We start from the raw sequence: 15,094 nt of genomic DNA, 5'->3' as shown, positions 1-15,094 counted from the left end.
TTCTCGTTTCTCCCTGTCCAACCGCCCTGCGCCGGGTGAGCGCCGGGGCGGCCACGAAGTATGTGGGGCCCAGCCCCGCGGAAGTCGGCACGATCCGGGGACCGGGGTACGCCGGTGGGCGCGCCGCGGTCCCCCTGCGTGACTACTTCACGTCGCCCTCGCCGTCGGACTTCTTGTCCTTGGGCTCGTCGGTGGCCGCGTCCGCCGCCGTGTCGGCCTTCTCGTCCTGGTCGTCCTTGTCGAGGTGGACGCCCTTTTCCGGCTTCTTGCCGAGGTCGATGTGCGCCACCTCGTCGTCGGAGGTCGTCAGCGAGGAGGCGTCGTCCGGGACGACCGGGGTGTCGGCGTCGGGGTGGCTCTCGCCGTGGACGATGCGGTTGTACTCCTCGTCGTCGAGGACGGCGCCGACGGAGTTCTTCGCGTAGACAGCGTGCACGCCCGGCGCGACCTCAAGGAGGACCGTGTCGTCGTGGACTTCCTTGACGGTGGCGTACATGCCCCCGATCGTCCGGACGCCGGTGCCGGGCTGCATTTCGTTGCGCATCTGCGCAGCTGCCTGCTGCTTCTTCTTGGCGGAGCGGGTCATCAGGAACATGGCCCCGATGAGCACGATGAAGGGGAGGAGGAAGCCGATATTCACGGGACGAAAATTCCTTCGCACGACCGCGCCGGGGAGCGGCCTGATCTACGGGGGTGGGCACGCCGCTGATAGGGGCGGCATCGGCGGAGTCTAAGCGAGTCCGCATCAATGGAACAACGCCCAGCATCGCACCGTGGTTCCTGGCCGGGCGAACCTGCGCGCCGTCACGCCCTGAACAGGCCCTGTTGTCCGCTGGTGCCAGGGCCCTGCTGCGGCGGTACGAGCCCCAGGTGGGCCCAAGCGGCGGGCGTGGCCACCCGGCCCCTGGGGGTACGGGCCAGCAGGCCCTCCCGTACGAGGAAGGGCTCGGCCACCTCTTCGACGGTCTCCCGCTCCTCCCCCACGGCCACGGCCAGCGTGGACAGCCCCACGGGGCCGCCGCCAAACAGCTTGAGCAGCGCGCCGAGCACGGCCCGGTCGAGGCGGTCGAGGCCCCGGGCGTCAACCTCATACACCTTCAGGGCGGCGGCGGCAATGTCGCGGACGATCACGCCGTCGGCCTTGACCTGGGCGTAGTCACGGACGCGGCGCAGCAGCCGGTTGGCGATCCGGGGCGTCCCGCGGGAGCGTCCGGCGATCTCGGCGGCGCCCTCGACGTCGATCTCGAGGTCGAGGAGGCGGGCGGAGCGGTGGATGACCCGCTCCAGCTCGGCGGGCTCGTAGAACTCCATGTGGCCGGTGAAGCCGAAGCGGTCGCGCAGCGGGGGCGGCAGCAGGCCGGCCCGGGTGGTGGCGCCGACGAGGGTGAACGGGGGGAGTTCGAGCGGGATGGCGGTGGCGCCGGGGCCCTTGCCGACGATGACGTCGACGCGGAAGTCCTCCATGGCCATGTAGAGCATTTCCTCGGCCGGGCGGGACATGCGGTGGATCTCGTCGAGGAAGAGCACCTCACCTTCGTGGAGCGAGGAGAGGATCGCCGCGAGGTCGCCGGCGTGCTGGATGGCGGGGCCGGAGGTGATGCGGATCGGGGCGTTCATCTCGGCCGCGATGATCATCGACAGGGTGGTCTTGCCCAGGCCGGGGGCGCCCGAGAGCAGGACGTGGTCGGCGGTGGCGCCGCGTGCGCGGGCCGCCCGCAGGACCAGGTCGAGCTGCTCGCGGACCTTCTCCTGGCCGACAAATTCGTCGAGATCCTTGGGGCGCAGCGCGGCCTCTACGGCCTGGTCCTCACCGTCGGCGCCGGAGTCGACCAGCCGCTGGTCGGTGTCGGGTCCGGTCTCGTCCCAGTTCATTTACGGATCTCTCGAATCAGCGGGCGCGGTTGAGGGTCTGGAGCGCGGCGCGCAACAGCTGGGGCACCGGGGGCCTACTGCCCCGGGCCAGGGCCTCCTCGGCCTGCGGCGCCACCGCCGCCACGGCCTCGTCCGCCTCGCGCGGGGCGTACCCGAGGCCGATCAGCGCGGCCTGCAGCTGCTCGCTCCACGGGGCGGGTCCGGATGCGGCGGCGCGCTGGGCGCCCACGTGCGCCCCGGTGCCCAGCGGTTCTCCGAGCCGGTCCTTGAGCTCCAGGAGGAGCTTCTGGGCGCCCTTCTTGCCGATGCCGGGGACGGCCATGAGCGCCTTCTCATCACCTGTCGACACCGCGAGGCGCAGGGCGTCCGGCGCGTGCACGGCCAGCATGGCCTGCGCGAGCCGGGGGCCCACGCCGCTGGCGGTCTGGAGCAGCTCGAAGACCTGACGCTCGTCGTCGTCGGCGAAGCCGTACAGGGTCAGCGAGTCCTCGCGTACGACCAGGGAGGTGGCGAGCTTCGCGTCCTGGCCCATCCGCAGGGTGGACAGCGTGTTCGGCGTGCACTGGACGGCCATGCCGACACCGCCGACCTCGATGACCGCGGTGGCCGGGGCGAGTGCGGCGACCGGGCCGCTGACGAACGCGATCATCGGGTGACCTTCCGTACGGGGATGCGGGGCGGGCGGGCCGCTGCGTGCGCCTGCTGAAGCCGGTTGAGTGCGGGGGCACGCCAGATGTGGCAGATGGCGAGCGCGAGGGCGTCCGCCGCGTCGGCGGGCTTGGGCGGGGCGTCGAGCCGGAGCAGCCGGGTGACCATCGCGCCGACCTGATCCTTGTCCGCGCGGCCGCTGCCGGTGACCGCCGCTTTCACCTCGCTCGGCGTGTGCAGGGCGACAGGCAGTCCGCGGCGGGCGGCGCAGAGCATGGCGACCGCGCTGGCCTGCGCTGTGCCCATGACCGTACGCACGTTGTGCTGGCTGAACACCCGCTCCACGGCGACGCATTCGGGCCGGTGTTCGTCGAGCCACTGCTCGATGCCGCGCTCGATGGCGACGAGCCGCTCCCCCAGTTCGGCGTCCGCCGCCGTACGTACGACGCCCACGGCGATCATCTTGAGGGGACGGCCGGCGACACCTTCGACGACGCCGACGCCGCACCGGGTCAGCCCGGGGTCCACGCCCAACACCCGCATCGCGCCCCCTCCCCTCACGCTTTCGGCCATGTGTCCCTGCGTTCCTGCAGGTTAACGGCTGCCACTGACAACGCGCGGACGGGCCGGCGGGAGCGTGTCCCGTCGGCCCGTCCGCGCGTGCAACGCACTGCCGCCGTGCTGATCAGCCGTCAGGCATGACCTCAGGCGTCGACCTTCTCCATGACCTCGTCCGAGACGTCGAAGTTGGCGAAGACGTTCTGCACGTCGTCGCTGTCCTCCAGCGCGTCGATGAGCTTGAAGATCTTCCGGGCGCCTTCCTCGTCGAGCTCGACCTGCATGGTCGGCACGAAGTTGGCGTCCGCCGAGTCGTAGTCGATACCGGCCGCCTGGAGCGCGGTGCGGACCGCGACCAGGTCGGTGGCCTCGCTCATGACCTCGAAGGACTCACCGAGGTCGTTGACCTCCTCGGCGCCGGCCTCCAGGACGGCGTCCAGGACGGTGTCCTCGGACAGCTCGCCCTTCGGGACGATCACCACGCCCTTGCGGTTGAACAGGTACGAGACCGACCCTGGGTCGGCCATCGAGCCGCCGTTGCGGGTCATGGCGACACGCACGTCGGAAGCGGCGCGGTTGCGGTTGTCGGTGAGGCACTCGATGAGTACCGCGACACCGTTCGGGCCGTACCCTTCGTACATGATCGTCTGGTAGTCGACGCCGCCCGCCTCAAGACCGCCGCCGCGCTTGACCGCGGAGTCGATGTTCTTGTTGGGGACGGAGCTCTTCTTCGCCTTCTGCACGGCGTCGACGAGCGTCGGGTTGCCTTCGGGGTCGACGCCGCCGGTGCGGGCCGCGACCTCGATGTTCTTGATCAGCTTCGCGAAGAGCTTGCCGCGCTTGGCATCGATCACGGCCTTCTTGTGCTTCGTCGTAGCCCATTTAGAGTGGCCGGACATCCGCCTGTCTCCTTCGCGTCACCAATACTGCTGCGTTCGGCAGAGATCCTACCGGGATCCCCTCAGCGTACGGCGCGCACCATGGCGGTAAACAGCTCGTGCACACGGTGGTCGCCGGTCAGTTCCGGGTGGAACGACGTGGCGAGGACGTTGCCCTGGCGCACGGCGACGATGTGGCCACCGTGCTCGGCGAGCACCTCGACCTGAGCGCCGACCGACTCCACCCACGGTGCGCGGATGAAGACGCCCTCGACCGGGCCGCCCTCGACGCCCTGGACCGCGACCGCGGCCTCGAACGACTCGTTCTGCCGTCCGAACGCGTTGCGGCGCACGATCATGTCGATGCCGCCGAGCGTCTCCTGGCCGGAACGCGGGTCCAGGATCTTGTCGGCCAGCATGATCAGGCCGGCACAGGTCCCGTACACGGGCATACCGCCCTTGATGTACTCGCGCAGGGGCTCCAGCATGCCGAACAGCTCGGCCAGCTTGGACATCGTGGTGGACTCGCCACCGGGGATGACCAGGCCGTCGACCTCGGCGAGCTCCTCGGGGCGCCGGACCGGCCTGGCCGTGGCGTCGGCCACGGCCAGGGCGACCAGGTGCTCCCGTACGTCGCCCTGGAGCGCCAGGACTCCGATCACAGGATTGCTCATCGAATTACCAGCCGCGGTTGGCGTAGCGCTCGGACTCGGGGAGGGTGTCGCAGTTGATGCCCACCATGGCCTCGCCCAGGTTGCGGGAGGCGTCCGCGATGATCTTCGGGTCGTCGTAGAAGGTGGTGGCCTTCACAATCGCGGCGGCGCGCGCGGCGGGGTCGCCGGACTTGAAGATGCCGGAGCCGACGAAGACACCCTCGGCGCCGAGCTGGCGCATCAGCGCGGCGTCGGCGGGGGTGGCGACGCCGCCGGCGGAGAACAGGACCACCGGCAGCTTGCCGAGCTCGGCGACCTCCTTGACGATCTCGTACGGGGCGCGCAGCTCCTTGGCGGCGGCGTACAGCTCGTTGTTGTCGTAGCCACGCAGCCGGGCGATCTCGTTCTTGATCTGGCGCAGGTGACGCACGGCCTCGACGACGTTGCCGGTGCCGGCCTCGCCCTTCGAGCGGATCATGGCCGCGCCCTCGGCGATGCGGCGCAGGGCCTCACCCAGGTTGGTGGCGCCGCACACGAACGGGGTGGTGAACGCCCACTTGTCCGAGTGGTTGACCTCGTCGGCCGGGGTCAGGACCTCGGACTCGTCGATGTAGTCGACGCCGAGGGACTGGAGCACCTGGGCCTCGACGAAGTGGCCGATGCGGGACTTGGCCATGACGGGGATGGACACGGCCTCGATGATCTCTTCGATCATGTTCGGGTCGGACATCCGGGCCACGCCGCCGTCCTTGCGGATGTCGGCGGGCACGCGCTCCAGCGCCATGACCGCCACGGCGCCGGCGTCCTCGGCGATCTTCGCCTGCTCCGCGTTGACGACGTCCATGATGACGCCGCCCTTGAGCTGCTCGGCCATGCCGCGCTTCACGCGGGCGGTGCCGGTCTCGGGGGCCTGGGGGGTGTGGGTGCTGGACACGGATGGACCTCACTCGGTGAAAGAAGGCTCTTGCCTCACTGAGGGAACCCTCCACGACCAGTCCACTGCAAGGGCCAATGGGTAGCCGGTGGATCGTTTTACTGGCTACCGGGTCGGTCCGCCAGGGCTACCGGGGGTGAGTCGTCCATCTCGAACGCGAGCGGGAACGGGGCGTGGCCGGCCAGCCGGAACCAGCGGACCTTGCGGTGGCGGCGCAGGGCGCGGGCCGCTCGTACCGAGTCGTTGTGGAAGCGCCGGGCCATCGGGACGCGGCGTACGGCCGCCGCGAGCTCGCCGGCGGCGTCCTCGCCGCCTGGCGCCTCCTTCACGGCGTCCACCTGCGCCACCTCCCCGAAGACGGCCCGCAGCGCCTGGCTGAGCTCGCTCTCGGCGACCTCGCGGTGGTCCTCCTCGGCCTGACGGGCGGCGTGCGCGGCCTGGTACAGCACGATGGAGGCGGCGGGGTCGAGGACGTTGGAGGTGGCCAGTTCCTGGGTGACCGAGGCGCGACGCAGCAACTGGGCGTCGAGCGCGGCGCGGGAGGCGTCGATACGGGCGTGCAGTCGGTCGAGCCGGCCGGCGGTCCAGCTGAGGTACAGCCCGATCGCTAGGAGGGCGACGACGATCCAGATGAGGGTTGCGGTCACGAACGCCAAGGCTACCGGGGGCCGGCCTTGGCCTTGGGCGGCCGGCTGCGGGGCGGTGGGGCCGGTGGGGGTGCGGTGGGGGTGTCGGGCGCGGCGTGGGTGCGGCCGGAGCCGGTGGGGGTGCCGGGGGCGGGCCGCTACGGGGGCGGCATTCGGGACTGCATGATTTGCGGCCCGGTGCGCGATAGGGGCCGGGCCGTAAGGCGCGACTCGGGGGCATGGAATATGACGGCCACGCCGAGCCCACAAATCACGCTCTACGTCCCGAACACCACCCCCTTAAGCGCCCCACCCCCTCACGCCGGTGGACACGTGCGGGCCACGGAGCTGCCCGGGGAGGGGTGCAACTCGCCAGTGAGCACTGGTACCGCGGGGTGGCGTGTGCGCGAATGGCGGAGGGCGGCAGTCCCCCTCCCGTAGGAATCCCACACCTGATGGCCACACCGGGCCGGTACCAAACCCCGGTCAGTCGCGGGCCAGGCCGAACCGTGCTCGTAGTCCCGTGCGTTCGTCGGTGTCGACGGACGCCGCCCCGTCCGTCACCGTCTCGTACACCGACAGGATGTCCGCCGCCACCGTCGACCAGTCGAAGCGCCGCACATGCGCCGCCCCTCGCTCCCGCAGCTCCGCCAGCCGCTCCGGGGCCGCCAGCAGCCGGACCGCCGCCGAGGCCAGCGCGTCCGCGTCCTCGTTGGCGAAGAGCTCGCCCGCCGCCCCCTGGTCCAGCACCTGCGCGAACGCGTCCAGGTCGCTGGCCAACACGGCCGCGCCCGCCGACATCGCCTCGACCAGGACGATGCCGAAGCTCTCGCCGCCGGTGTTCGGGGCGACGTACAGGTCGACGCTGCGCAGCAGCCGCGCCTTGTCCTCGTCGCTGACCATGCCGAGGAACTCGACCCGCCCCCGCATCCCCTCGGGGAGAGAGGCCACCGCCTCGTCCTCGTCGCCGCGCCCCGCGACGAGCAGCCGCGTACCCGGCCGGTCGGCCAGGATCTTCGGCAGGGCCCGCATCAGGACGGGCAGGCCCTTGCGCGGCTCGTCGATGCGGCCGATGAAGCCGATGGTCTGCCCCTGCCAGTCGGGCCTGGGCTCGGCCTTGGCGAAGAAGTCGACGTCGACGCCGTTGGGGATGACGACCGCGTCCCCGCCGAGGTGTTCGACCAGGGTGCGCCGCGCGTACTCGCTGACCGCGATGCGCGCGCTGATCTTCTCCAGCGCGGGCTGCAGGATCGGGTAGGCCGCGATCATCGCCCGCGACTTCGGGTTGGAGGTGTGGAAGGTGGCGACGATGGGCCCCTGCGCGGCCCAGCAGGTGAGCAGCCCGAGCGACGGCGAGGTCGGCTCGTGGATGTGGATCACGTCGAACGCGGCGTCGTGCAGCCACCGGCGGACCCGCGCGGCGGACAGGAACCCGAAGTTGAGCCGCGCGACGGAACCGTTGTAAGGGACGGGAACCGCCCGCCCCGCGGACACGACGTACGGCGGCAGCGGCGTCTCGTCGTCGGCGGGTGCCAGGACCGAGACGTCGTGGCCGAGCCCGATCAGGTGCTCCGCGAGGTCGCGGATGTGGAACTGAACGCCCCCTGGCACGTCCCACGAGTAGGGGCAGACGATGCCGATCTTCACGGGGACTCCTGCCGCAGCTCCAGGTCGTCGAGCCATAGTCGTTGCAGCATGTGCCAGTCCTCGGGGTGGTCGGCGATGCCGGTGGCGAAGGCGTCGGCCATCGCCTGCGTCATGGCCGCCGTCTTCTCGGGCCGCGTGCCGGTCTCAGGTACGTCGACGGGTGCGTGGACCCGGCCGTGCATGACGGGGCCCTCGTACCAGAGGGTCACCGGAAGCAGCAGCGCCCCGGTCTGCTGGGCGAGCAGCGCGGGCCCGGCGGGCATCCGCGCGGTGGCGCCGAAGAATTTCACCTCGGTGCCGGAGGCGGACAGATCGCGGTCGGCGACCAGGCATACGAGGCCGCCGTTGCGCAGCCGTCGCGCCAGGGTCCCGAAGGCGGAGCCGCCCGAGTGCGGCAGGACCTCCATACCGAGGCTCTCACGGTAGGCGACGAACCGGTCGTACAGCGACTCCGGCTTGAGCCGCTCGGCGACAGTGGTGAAGGGAACGCCGAGCTGGGTGGTGCCCCAGGCGCCGGCGAGGTCCCAGTTGCCGAGGTGCGGGAGCGCGACAACGACGCCGCGCCCCGCGGCCAGTGCGTCGGTGATGCGGTCGGAGTCGTGGATGCGGACGCCGGACGCGATCCGCGCCGGGCTCCACGTGGGGAGCCGGAAGGACTCCATCCAGTAGCGCATGTACGAGCGCATGCCGGCTTTGGACAGCGCGGCGAGCCGCTCGGGGGACGCGTCCGGGACCACCCGGGCGAGGTTGGACTCCAGTCGCAGCACGCTCTTGCCGCGCCGCTTCCACACCGTGTCGGCGAGCGTGCGGCCGAGGGCGACGGACACCGGCTCGGGGAGCTTCTTGACGGTTCCCCAGCCGAGTCCGTAGAGCGCGTCGGTCAGCCGGTCCTGGGCGCCGCTCATGAGGCCGCCTCGGTCCCGGGCGCGGCGGCGTCCGCCTCGGCCGATTCGCGGCGCACGGTCACGACGCGCTGCCCGAGCGTCACCAGGCTGCCTGCGGCGACGATCCACAGGGCGACGGGCAGCAGTACGTCGATGCCGGGCACCCCGAACTTGTGCAGACCTGCGAGGCCGGCGGCCACGAGCGTGATGACGAGCCGTTCGGCGCGCTCCACCAGGCCGTTGACCGCGACGGGCAGACCGATGGATTCGCCGCGCGCCTTGGTGTAGGAGACGACCTGGCCGCTGGCGAGGCAGAAGATGGCGACCGCGCACAGCACGTTGTCGTTGCCGCCGCCGGCGTACCAGAGGGCAATGCCGGCGAAGATCGCCGAGTCGGCGACCCGGTCGAGCGTCGAGTCGAGGAAGGCGCCCCAGCGGCTGGAGACCCCCGCCTGGCGCGCCATGTTGCCGTCGACGAGGTCGGAGAAGACGAACAGGGTGATGACGATCGTGCCCCAGAAGAACTCTCCCCGGGGGAAGAAGACCAGCGCTCCCGCCATCACTCCGGCCGTACCGATGAGCGTCACCGCGTCCGGGCTCACCCCACAGCGGAGCAAGAACGAGGCGAACGGTGTGAGGACACGCGTAAAGAATGCACGCGCGTACTTGTTCAGCATGGCCTTCCCGACGGTCGGTGGCCGCATGGCCCCTTGTGGCCACCGGCTGGCCCATCGTAGCCAGGGCGGGGCCCTCGCTGTGCCGGGGCACCGGCAGAGCCCACGGGTGCGTGCGGTGCCCGCCGCCCGCCCGTCGGCCCTGCCGGTGCGGTACGACGTATGGACGCGCCGTGACGTGAGTGGAAAGCTCGAATGACCGCGGGCGACACCGGTGCCGCCTCGCCACTGCGACTCCCCTGCGTCCGCGCCGCCACTCCTTCACTGCGTACGGCCCCTCTCTCTCCTCTACCTGGGAGGCACGGATCATGGGAGCCAAGACACACGCACACCCCGGAGCCGCCGGCAGGGCGCTCACGGCCGACCGGCCCTCGTCCGTCAGGAACGTTGTGCTGGTCGGCCACAGCGGATCGGGAAAGACCACCCTGGCCGAGGCCCTCGCACTGGCGTCGGGAGCGCTCAACCGGGCGGGCCGCGTCGAGGACGGTGCGACTGTCTCCGACTACGACGAGATCGAACACCGCCAGCACCGCTCGGTGCAGCTGGCCCTGGTCCCCGTGGCCTGGGACGGCGTGAAGATCAATCTGCTTGACACTCCCGGTTACGCCGATTTCGTCGGCGAGCTGCGGGCCGGTCTGCGGGCGGCGGACGCGGCCCTGTTCGTCGTCTCGGCGTCGGACGGCGTGGACGGCGCGACGCGGATGCTGTGGGAGGAGTGCGCGGCGGTCGGTATGCCGCGGGCGATCGTCCTCACGCACCTGGAGGCGGCCAGGTCCGACTTCGACGGCATGACCCGCCTGTGCGCGCAGGCCTTCGGCGGTGACGACCCGGACGCCGTGCTGCCGCTGTATCTGCCGTTGTACGGGCCCCAGGGAAGCGATGGGCACGCCCAGGTCGAGGGGCTCGTCGGCCTGCTGTCGCAGCGGATCTTCGACTATGGATCCGGTGAGCGGCGGGAGCGCGCCCCGCAGGGCGAGCAGCTGCCGAGGATGGCGGCGGCCCGCGACCGGCTGATCGAGGGGATCATCGCCGAGAGCGAGGACGAGACCCTCATGGACCGCTATCTGGGAGGCGAGGAGATCGACGTCAAGACCCTCGTCGACGACCTGGAGCGGGCTGTCGCGCGCGGGACGTTCCATCCGGTGCTCGCCGCCGCGCCGGCCGGCGAGGGCGCCCGGCAGGGCATCGGCACCATCGAGCTGCTGGAGCTGATCACGGGCGGATTCCCGACGCCGGGCGAGCGCGAAGCGCCGGCCGTCACCACGCCGGACGGCGGGCCGCGACCGGCGATCACCTGTGATCCGGCGGGGCCGCTGGTCGCCGAGGTGGTCAAGACGGCGTCCGATCCGTACGTCGGACGGGTCAGCCTGGTGCGGGTGTTCTCCGGCACGCTGCGGCCCGACGAGACGGTGCATGTGTCGGGGCACGGCCTGAAGAACCGGGGGCGCGACGTGCTGGAGCTGCACGAGCTGGACGAGCGGATCGGCGCCCTGTCGTCCCCGTTCGGCAAGCAGCAGCGCATCCTCGCGCAGTGCATCGCGGGCGACATCGCGTGCGTCGCGAAGCTGATGCACGCCGAGACCGGCGACACCCTGTCGGCCAAGGACGATCCGCTGCTGATGGAGCCCTGGACGATGCCGGACCCGTTGCTGCCGCTGGCGATCCGGGCGCACAGCAAGGCGGACGAGGACAAGCTCGCGCAGGGGCTTTCGCGGCTGGTCGCAGAGGACCCGACGATGCGTCTGGAGCAGAACCGGGACACCCGTCAGCTGGTGCTGTGGTGTCTGGGCGAGGCGCATCGCGACGTGGCACTGGAGCGCCTGCGCAGCCGGTACGGCGTACAGGTGGACGTAGTGGCCCACAAAGTGGCGCTGCGCGAGACGTTCGGCGCGAGGGCGGCGGGCCGGGGCCGGCACGTGAAGCAGTCCGGTGGCCACGGCCAGTACGCGATCTGTGAGATCGAGGTGGAGCCGCTGCCGCCGGGGAGCGGCATCGAGTTCGTCGACAAGGTGGTGGGAGGCGCGGTACCACGCCAGTTCGTCGGGTCGGTGGAGGAGGGCGTACGCGCGCAGGCCGGGCGCGGGGTCGCCGCCGGCTACCCGCTGGTGGACGTACGCGTCACGCTGCTCGACGGGAAGGCGCACTCCGTCGACTCGTCCGACGCCGCGTTCCAGACGGCCGGCGCACTGGCGATGCGCGAGGCGGCCGCCGAGGCGACGATTCTTCTGCTGGAGCCGGTCGCCGAGGTGGTGGTGCTGGTGCCGGACCACTATGTCGGGCCGGTGATGAGCGATCTGTCGGGACGGCGGGGCCGGGTCGTCGGGACGGAACAGGCCGGGCAGGGGCGCACGGTGGTGCGGGCCGAAGTCCCCGAGATCGAGATCGGGCGGTACGCCGTCGACCTCAGGTCGGTCTCACACGGCACCGGACGGTTCAGCCGTTCGTACGCCCGCCATGAGCCGATGCCACCGCAACTCGCGGGAAAGGTCCGCGAAAGCGCCTGATGGAAGCAGAGTTGGCGGCGCCGTGCCCCAAGTGTGTGGTCGCGGACGGCATTTCGCTGCGCCTCAACGGGCAGTGATCCCCCTGGACACCTGGATACGCTGGGGCAGCCCCGCAGGTGTGCGGGGCGGGCCGGCAGGGAAAGGGCCGCACGGGCGGATCTCGTGCGGCGATGGGGGGCAGCAGTGGCGGACAACGGATTCGACTTCTCACCAGGGGCGCAGGTTCCGCTCCAGGGTTCCGCCGGGCAGACCGCGGCGACGCAGGCGCTCGCGTCGGCAGCGTACCGCGACAGCCCGGTGGTCCAGCTGCTCGACGCCAACAGCGAGTGGCACAAGTCCGAGGTGAAGAAGGGCAAGTTCTCCCTGCTGGAGCCGAACCTGGGCGAGGCGTTCTCCCGCGCCGTGCAGGTGCGCTTGCTCGGCGGCGGCCGCAAGGCGCTCATCCAGTCCTTCGGCACCGAGCCGCAGACCGTCGTCGAACACTGCCTCGCAGCGACCCGTATCCGCAAGGAGCGGGACACCAGACTCACCGGCGTCATGACCCTGTTCGGCCTGGTCTTCCTGCCGGGGATGCTGATCTGGCTGGGCCTGTTCCAGCTCCGGCGTACGCTCGCGGGCGCCCAGAACAAGCGGACGAGCGCGCTGGCGACGACGGCCCTGGTCGCCCTCGCCGGGATCGCGGTGATCGCGGTGATCATGCTGCCGTTCGGCGGCTTCTGGGCCGTTTACCTGCGGGCGATGCTCGTCGCCCCGATCATCGGCTGGCTGTGGGCCAAGAGGATCAGTGAGGCCACCGCCAGGGACATGCGGACCCGCTGGGAGAGTCTGCTGGCGGGCGGCGGCGTGGGCGCCAAGGTCCCCGAGGCGGTTCCGCGCGACCCCAACGAGTCGGCGGCCGAGCAGCTGCGCCAGTCGCTCGCCCGACTCACGGCCGAGCAGCACAGCAACGCGGTCTTCTACGCGGGCCCCAAGGGAATACTGGGCATGGGCACCCGCTGGGGCAGCTGGCAGCTCGCCGAGGAGCTGATCCCGAAGGATTCCGGCAAGGAGATCCACGGGTTCCGCAGCTGGGACGTCATACGGTCCATCCACGACCAGCTGCGCATGCTGGAGCGCGGCCCGCTGCACACCGGTGGTTTCCCCAAGCCGTCCGTGCGGCACTGGATCGTCGCCCCGGTCGGAGAGAACGCGGCGGAGGTGACCAGGCCCGAGGGCCAGGACGTGGACGCCTTCCAGATCAAGGGCCACGAGATACAGCGCATCTGCAACGAGCAGCAGTTCGGCGCCGGAAACCGCCACTATCTGGGCGTGCAGTTCACCCTGTGGGACGGTCAGCTGATCATCACCATGCTGATCACCGTCACCGTGCTGCACGAGACCCTGCGCATTGAGGTGACCGGCCATGCCCTGGGGCCGGTCCACTCCCTCTTCACCACCAAGCCGCAGCCCAAGACGGTGACGGTCGGCAAGGCCTTCAAGTTCTGGGAGACCGTCGACAAGAACCTGCCGCTCGTCGACGCCAACGAGGTGGTGCGCCTGGCCGTACGGGCCCCCATGACCTGGTTCCCGCCGGTCCTGGACTACTTCGGCGGCAAGCTCGTGCTGCCCGAACCGTTCGGTCTGCGGCACGCCTGGGCCGACAAGCCCTGGCGGCACCGCTTCATGGCCGACGACGCGATGCGCGCCGCCACACCCGTACTGCGCGTGGTGCACGCGGCGGCGATCCGTGTGCTCGACGACCACGGCGTCGACACGGAGCGCTTCACGAACCGGTCCCTGATCGTCAGCGGCCTGATTCAGGACCCGGCACCGAGGCAGGCCGACCTGTACGACGCGTAGGGGGCTGCACGACGCGTAGGGGGTGTACGACGGATCAGGCGGTCGGCCAGACGTCGGCAAGCATCTTGCGGGTGTCCCCCAGCAGCTGCGGCAGCACCTTGGTGTGCCCCACGACCGGCATGAAGTTGGTGTCCCCGCCCCAGCGGGGCACCAGGTGCTGATGCAGATGCGCGGCGATCCCCGCCCCCGCGACCGCGCCCTGGTTCATCCCGATGTTGAACCCCTGCGCCCCGGACGCCGTGCGCAGCGCCGTCATCGCACGTTTGGTGAAGACGGCGAGCTCGGCGGTCTCGGCGGCGTCCAGGTCCGTGTAGTCGGCGACGTGCCGGTAGGGGACGACCATGAGGTGCCCGCCGTTGTACGGGTACAGATTCAGCACCGCGTACACCTGCTCGCCGCGCGCGATGACGAGCCCGTCCTCGTCGGACTTCGCCGGAATCGAACAGAAAGGACAGCCGTCCTCCGCGCCCGGACCGGTCGGCTTGTTCTCACCCTGGATGTACGCCATCCGGTGGGGTGTCCACAGGCGCTGGAACGCGTCCGGCGTCCCGACTCCGATCTGCTGCTCCGGCTCAATCGTCATGGTGTGCAGCATATGACTTGCCCCCCGCCGGACGTGTCGCCGGGGCGCGTCCCGCGAAGGCCCGGCCATGCTGGGGCAATGTGCGCTGATCAGGACAGTCCGCTGCGCCGCTGGGAGCGGCGGAGCCAGCTCCCGCTCGCCGTCGCGTCGCTGCTCTTCCTCGCCTCGTACGCGGTCCGGGTGCTGGCCCACGGTCTGCCGCAGAGCTGGCGGGACGTGTGCGTGGCGGTGACCGCACTCACCTGGGCGGCCTTCGGCGCGGACTATCTGGTGCGGTGGCGGCTGACCGGACGGCGACTGGGCTTCGTCCGTACGCACTGGCTGGACACCCTGGTCCTGCTGCTGCCGCTGCTGCGCCCGCTGCGGGTGGTGCAGGTCTACGCGGCGGTGCAGCGCAGACAGGGCCGGCCCCGGCTGACCCTGCACGCACGCGTGATCACGTACGCCGGCCTGACGGCACTGCTGCTGGGCTTCGCGGGCGCCCTCGCGGTCTACCAGCAGGAACACGCGGCTCCCGGCGCCACGATCCGTACCTTCGGGGACTCCGTGTGGTGGACCTGCTCGACGCTGGCGACGGTGGGGTACGGCGATGTGACGCCGGTGACCTGGCGTGGGCGGGTGATCGCGGTGGGCCTGATGGGATGCGGGCTGGCGCTGCTGGGCGCGGTGACGGGCTCGTTCTCATCCTGGCTGATCCAGAAGTTCGCGCGGGAGGACGAAAAGCCCCCGGGGAGCTGATGCTCCCCGGGGGCCGACCCCCGCTTGCGCGGGGAGCAGGGCACCTTTTGCTTCTG

At 70.9% G+C, this 15,094-nt stretch carries 15 protein-coding genes; 3 read left to right on the top strand and 12 right to left on the bottom strand.

The window, feature by feature from the left end; all coding sequences use genetic code 11:
• Positions 1-142: 142 nt before the first annotated feature.
• The 11 genes from yajC to pgsA all read right to left on the bottom strand — a co-directional run bounded on the left by yajC (position 143) and on the right by pgsA (position 9,377).
• Positions 143-640: a preprotein translocase subunit YajC gene (gene yajC, locus ACU6WZ_RS25405; protein WP_447030514.1), complete on the bottom strand. Its 498-nt coding sequence runs from the start codon at positions 638-640 to the stop codon at positions 143-145.
• A 164-nt stretch (positions 641-804) separates the two neighbouring features.
• Positions 805-1,872 (bottom strand): Holliday junction branch migration DNA helicase RuvB, encoded by a 1,068-nt coding sequence (ruvB, locus tag ACU6WZ_RS25400; RefSeq protein WP_447030513.1) that lies wholly within the window; start codon positions 1,870-1,872, stop codon positions 805-807.
• A 16-nt stretch (positions 1,873-1,888) separates the two neighbouring features.
• Entirely contained in the window at positions 1,889-2,521 is a 633-nt protein-coding gene (gene ruvA, locus ACU6WZ_RS25395; RefSeq protein WP_447030512.1) for a Holliday junction branch migration protein RuvA, read from the bottom strand.
• Positions 2,518-3,063, bottom strand: a complete 546-nt coding sequence (gene ruvC, locus ACU6WZ_RS25390) for a crossover junction endodeoxyribonuclease RuvC (protein WP_447034244.1) — start codon at positions 3,061-3,063, stop codon at positions 2,518-2,520. Before ruvC ends, ruvA begins: the two co-directional genes overlap by 4 nt.
• A 161-nt stretch (positions 3,064-3,224) precedes the next feature.
• Positions 3,225-3,977, bottom strand: a complete 753-nt coding sequence (locus ACU6WZ_RS25385) for a YebC/PmpR family DNA-binding transcriptional regulator (RefSeq protein ID WP_447030511.1) — start codon at positions 3,975-3,977, stop codon at positions 3,225-3,227.
• A gap of 62 nt (positions 3,978-4,039) precedes the next feature.
• Positions 4,040-4,630, bottom strand: coding sequence for a pyridoxal 5'-phosphate synthase glutaminase subunit PdxT (pdxT, locus tag ACU6WZ_RS25380; RefSeq protein WP_447030510.1), 591 nt, complete (start codon positions 4,628-4,630; stop codon positions 4,040-4,042).
• 4 nt (positions 4,631-4,634) lie between these two features.
• Positions 4,635-5,483, bottom strand: a complete 849-nt coding sequence (gene pdxS / locus ACU6WZ_RS25375; protein WP_447034242.1) for a pyridoxal 5'-phosphate synthase lyase subunit PdxS — start codon at positions 5,481-5,483, stop codon at positions 4,635-4,637.
• 158 nt (positions 5,484-5,641) lie between these two features.
• Complete coding sequence (locus ACU6WZ_RS25370; protein ID WP_447030509.1) at positions 5,642-6,190, bottom strand: hypothetical protein; 549 nt, start codon at positions 6,188-6,190, stop codon at positions 5,642-5,644.
• A gap of 465 nt (positions 6,191-6,655) precedes the next feature.
• The gene (locus ACU6WZ_RS25365) at positions 6,656-7,816 is read right to left on the bottom strand and encodes a glycosyltransferase family 4 protein (RefSeq protein WP_447030508.1); all 1,161 of its coding nucleotides are present in this window, start codon (positions 7,814-7,816) and stop codon (positions 6,656-6,658) included.
• Positions 7,813-8,721 (bottom strand): phosphatidylinositol mannoside acyltransferase, encoded by a 909-nt coding sequence (locus ACU6WZ_RS25360; RefSeq protein WP_447030507.1) that lies wholly within the window; start codon positions 8,719-8,721, stop codon positions 7,813-7,815. Before ACU6WZ_RS25360 ends, ACU6WZ_RS25365 begins: the two co-directional genes overlap by 4 nt.
• The gene (pgsA, locus tag ACU6WZ_RS25355) at positions 8,718-9,377 is read right to left on the bottom strand and encodes a phosphatidylinositol phosphate synthase (RefSeq protein WP_447034240.1); all 660 of its coding nucleotides are present in this window, start codon (positions 9,375-9,377) and stop codon (positions 8,718-8,720) included. The genes ACU6WZ_RS25360 and pgsA overlap by 4 nt, the downstream gene beginning before the upstream one ends.
• 305 nt (positions 9,378-9,682) lie before the next feature.
• Here pgsA and ACU6WZ_RS25350 point away from each other — a divergent pair, with 305 nt between their 5' ends.
• Positions 9,683-11,878, top strand: a complete 2,196-nt coding sequence (locus ACU6WZ_RS25350) for an elongation factor G-like protein EF-G2 (protein ID WP_447030506.1) — start codon at positions 9,683-9,685, stop codon at positions 11,876-11,878.
• A 183-nt stretch (positions 11,879-12,061) separates the two neighbouring features.
• Entirely contained in the window at positions 12,062-13,717 is a 1,656-nt protein-coding gene (locus ACU6WZ_RS25345) for an AbeC-like domain-containing protein (RefSeq protein WP_447030505.1), read from the top strand.
• Positions 13,718-13,751: 34 nt separating this feature from the next.
• Here the strand turns inward: ACU6WZ_RS25345 and ACU6WZ_RS25340 are convergent, their stop codons facing one another.
• A complete protein-coding gene (locus ACU6WZ_RS25340; protein WP_447030504.1) occupies positions 13,752-14,312 on the bottom strand; it encodes an HIT family protein in 561 nt (186 codons plus the stop codon).
• 66 nt (positions 14,313-14,378) lie between these two features.
• On the opposite strand from ACU6WZ_RS25340, the gene ACU6WZ_RS25335 reads away from it, so the two are divergent.
• A complete protein-coding gene (locus tag ACU6WZ_RS25335; RefSeq protein ID WP_447030503.1) occupies positions 14,379-15,038 on the top strand; it encodes a potassium channel family protein in 660 nt (219 codons plus the stop codon).
• Positions 15,039-15,094 lie beyond the last annotated feature (56 nt).

The organism is Streptomyces hypolithicus, from assembly GCF_052934925.1.
The sequence above is the reverse complement of the archived record's forward strand: the minus strand, read 5'-3'. Positions and strand labels throughout refer to the sequence as shown.

Bases quoted from the DNA above. Each gene is read 5' to 3' on its own strand.
- ACU6WZ_RS25385 (WP_447030511.1), bottom strand. From the start codon at position 3,977: ATGTCCGGCCACTCTAAATGGGCTACGACGAAGCACAAGAAGGCCGTG.
- ACU6WZ_RS25350 (WP_447030506.1), top strand. From the start codon at position 9,683: ATGGGAGCCAAGACACACGCACACCCCGGAGCCGCCGGCAGGGCGCTC.
- pgsA (WP_447034240.1), bottom strand. From the start codon at position 9,377: ATGCTGAACAAGTACGCGCGTGCATTCTTTACGCGTGTCCTCACACCG.
- ruvC (WP_447034244.1), bottom strand. From the start codon at position 3,063: ATGCGGGTGTTGGGCGTGGACCCCGGGCTGACCCGGTGCGGCGTCGGC.
- ACU6WZ_RS25340 (WP_447030504.1), bottom strand. From the start codon at position 14,312: ATGCTGCACACCATGACGATTGAGCCGGAGCAGCAGATCGGAGTCGGG.
- pdxT (WP_447030510.1), bottom strand. From the start codon at position 4,630: ATGAGCAATCCTGTGATCGGAGTCCTGGCGCTCCAGGGCGACGTACGG.
- pdxS (WP_447034242.1), bottom strand. From the start codon at position 5,483: ATGGCCGAGCAGCTCAAGGGCGGCGTCATCATGGACGTCGTCAACGCG.
- ACU6WZ_RS25360 (WP_447030507.1), bottom strand. From the start codon at position 8,721: ATGAGCGGCGCCCAGGACCGGCTGACCGACGCGCTCTACGGACTCGGC.
- ruvB (WP_447030513.1), bottom strand. From the start codon at position 1,872: ATGAACTGGGACGAGACCGGACCCGACACCGACCAGCGGCTGGTCGAC.
- ACU6WZ_RS25335 (WP_447030503.1), top strand. From the start codon at position 14,379: ATGTGCGCTGATCAGGACAGTCCGCTGCGCCGCTGGGAGCGGCGGAGC.
- ruvA (WP_447030512.1), bottom strand. From the start codon at position 2,521: ATGATCGCGTTCGTCAGCGGCCCGGTCGCCGCACTCGCCCCGGCCACC.